Origin of the sequence: Amycolatopsis granulosa, assembly GCF_011758745.1 — a bacterium.
GTDB lineage: Bacteria > Actinomycetota > Actinomycetes > Mycobacteriales > Pseudonocardiaceae > Amycolatopsis_E > Amycolatopsis_E granulosa.
This window is the reverse complement of the sequence record NZ_JAANOV010000001.1, coordinates 1,410,978-1,413,794: the sequence shown is the minus strand read 5'-3', so window position 1 is coordinate 1,413,794 and position 2,817 is coordinate 1,410,978. Positions and strand designations below refer to the sequence as shown.

At 70.8% G+C, this 2,817-nt stretch carries 2 protein-coding genes; one reads left to right on the top strand and one right to left on the bottom strand.

From position 1 onward, the window contains the following. The first annotated feature begins 68 nt into the window (after window positions 1–68). Window positions 69–1,019 carry an SseB family protein gene (locus FHX45_RS06865; RefSeq protein WP_167097713.1) on the top strand — a complete coding sequence of 317 codons (951 nt, stop codon included), beginning with the start codon at window positions 69–71 and terminating at the stop codon, window positions 1,017–1,019. Window positions 1,020–1,074: 55 nt separating this feature from the next. Here FHX45_RS06865 and FHX45_RS06860 read toward each other — a convergent pair whose 3' ends face one another. After that, window positions 1,075–2,757, bottom strand: coding sequence for a right-handed parallel beta-helix repeat-containing protein (locus FHX45_RS06860; protein WP_167097711.1), 1,683 nt, complete (start codon window positions 2,755–2,757; stop codon window positions 1,075–1,077). Between the last annotated feature and the right edge of the window lie 60 nt (window positions 2,758–2,817).

The window sequence follows — 2,817 nt, the reverse complement described above, 5'->3', positions numbered from 1 at the left end:
CAACCCGGCTACCGTGGAACCCCCAGAGTGGCACCGCGGAGCGACGAGCAGAAGGAAGTGTCAGGCGAGTGGACATTCAGTGGCGCCCGGCCAACGAGGTCGAGAGCGACATGCTGGCCGCACTGCAGGACAGTGACAGCCGGCGCTACGCCCAGCTCCTGCGCGAGGTCCCGCTGTACGTGCCGGCCGCGCCCGAGCCCGGCGACCCGTGGCCGCAGAGCCTGCCGATGCCGGAGGGCAACCACGTCATCGTCTTCACCTCCGAGGAGTCGCTGGACTGGGCGCTCGGCGGGGTGGTGGACAGCTGGCGCCGCACCGACATCGCCGGCCTGCGCGAGATCCACCCCGGCGACGCCCAGCTCGTGGTGAACCCGGGTGTGCCCATCGGCGTCTACCTCGTCCTCAGCGAGGTCGAGGACCTGGCCGAGGGACGGCAGGAGCTCGTCCCGGTCGAGGACGTGCAGAACGCGATGGTCGACGAGGTGCTGGCCCAGGTCCGCTCCCTGGTGCTGCGGGAGCTGGGTGGGGACACCGACGCCGCCGCGGCGCTGCAACCGGTCAACGAGCTGGAGGAGCGTCTGCGCGACGCGGTGTCCGAACTGGACTTCGACGCGTTCCTCCTCGCCCTCATCGGCGCCGACGTCGTGTTACCCGCCACCGAGCCGGTGGCGGACCCGTCGGTGATCGACTCCGGCGGGTTTCCCTGGCGCATCCTGGGCGACGACGCCACGCCGGTCATTCCGGTCTTCAGCTCCGAACGGGTCCTGGACACCGTCGACCCCGCCGGTGGGCCGCGTGTGACGGTCTCCTTCCTGGACGTCCTGCTGAACTGGCCGGGCGAGGACCACGTGTTGTGCTTCAACCCGGGCACCAGCATGGAGCTGACCCTGCCCGGCAGCACTGTGCCGGAGCTGCTGTCGGCGATCGCGGAGGCCGCCCCGGCGGCGCCGCTGGACCGGGGCGGGGCCGTCGCCGGGTCCGAAGCCGGGGAAGCGCCGACGCGGCTGCCTGAGCAGTAACCGGGCGTTCGTCGAGCGGCAGCCCCGGCAGCGGCCGGGCGGACCGGGACGGGCCTCACCCGCTCCCGCGGACGGCCTCCAGCAGGTCGTCGAGGGTGAGCGTGCTCAGGTCGTCCCGGCTCGGGCGCTGTCCCAGTGACCGCAGGCGCGTCGACTGGGACTTGCGCATCCGTTCGAGGAGCTTGCGCGCCTCACGCGCGTTGCCGAAGTTCTGGTCGCGCTCCATCTGCGTGAACCACTCCAGCAGCGCGAGGTCGAGGTCCTCACCCAGCACGTAGTCGTTGCTGTGCGCCATCTGCACGCTGATGGACACCAGCTCTTCCGGGCTGTAGTTCTCGAACTCGAGCGTCTTGTTGAACCGGGACGCCAGACCGGGGTTGGCGTCCATGAACTCGGTCATCTCCTTGGTGTAGCCGGCGACGATCACCGCGACGTCGTCCCGGTGGTCCTCCATCAGCTTCACCAGCGTGTCGATGGCCTCCTGCCCGAAGTCGGCGCCGCTGCCGCTGGAACGGGACAGCGTGTACGCCTCGTCGATGAACAGGACGCCGCCGCGGGCCTCCTCGAACGCGGACGCCGCCTTCTCCGCGGTGTGACCGATGTACTGGCCGACCAGGTCCCGCCGGGAGACCTCCTTGAACCGCCCGTTCGGCAGGATGCCCAGCGCTTTCAGCAACTGCCCGTAGATCCGCGCGACGGTCGTCTTACCGGTACCCGGCGCGCCGGTGAACACGAGGTGGTTGCTGACCGAGTTGACGGACAGCCCTTCGCCGCGCCGCCACTCGTTGACCTGGATCTCGTCGATCAGGCCGCGCACCTCGGCCTTCACCCCGCCCAGGCCGATCATCGCGTCGAGCTCGCCGAGCAGCTTCTCGACCGTGTCCATGTCCTGGTGGTTGCCGGTGGTCGCGACCGCGCCGACCGGGACCTTGCGGCGTGCCGGGTCGCCCTCGCGCACCTCCACCCTGGCGCCGTCGGCGACGTGGATGCCCGGCACCGCCGTGTTCTCCACGCGGCAGTCCTCGATCACGCCGCCGCAGCCGCGGCCGACGCTGATCCCGACGCCCTGCGTGTCGTGCACCCAGCAGGTGCTGATGACCGGCGAGCTCTGGTCCGCCACCGCGACGCCGGCATCCCCGGTGCGCGAGATGTCGCACCGGTCCAGACCGGAGTCGCCGGCCTGGTACATGTACACGCCGCGGAACCCGCACCCGGCGATCGTGGTGTGCTGCACCATGACCCGCGCGCCGAGGCGCAGGATCACCCCGTCGTCGGCGATCTCGCGGATCTCGCACCGGTCGATCACGCCGTCGGACTCCTCGACGACGATCCCGTACTGCCCGCCGGTGACGTGCGTGTTGCGCACCTCGATCCGGTGCGCGCCCGCGACGTCGATCGCCGGCGCGAACCCGGCGGTCGCCGTGCACTCGACGATCTTGACCTGGCCCCCGCGCACCCGGACGGCGGAGTGGTCCGCGGACTCGAGCCGCAGGCCGATCAGGTCCACACGGGCGCCGGTGACCGACACGGCCGGCTGGTCCGGGAAGGGCGAGCTGATCGTGACGGTGCCGGCCTCGCGGGCGGACAGCGTCACGTGCTGCCGTGTGATCGTGATCGGCTCGGGGTAGTCACCCGGGGCGATCGAGATGACCGCACCCTCGTCGGCGGCTTCGAGCGCGTCGCGGATGGTGGGCAGGGCGCCGCGCTGATCGGGGGCGACGAAGAGGGTGCGTGGCATGGCTTCCGTGGTTCGGACGACTAGGGTCTGCTGGACAAAAGGTACCCCAGAAAGGCAAGG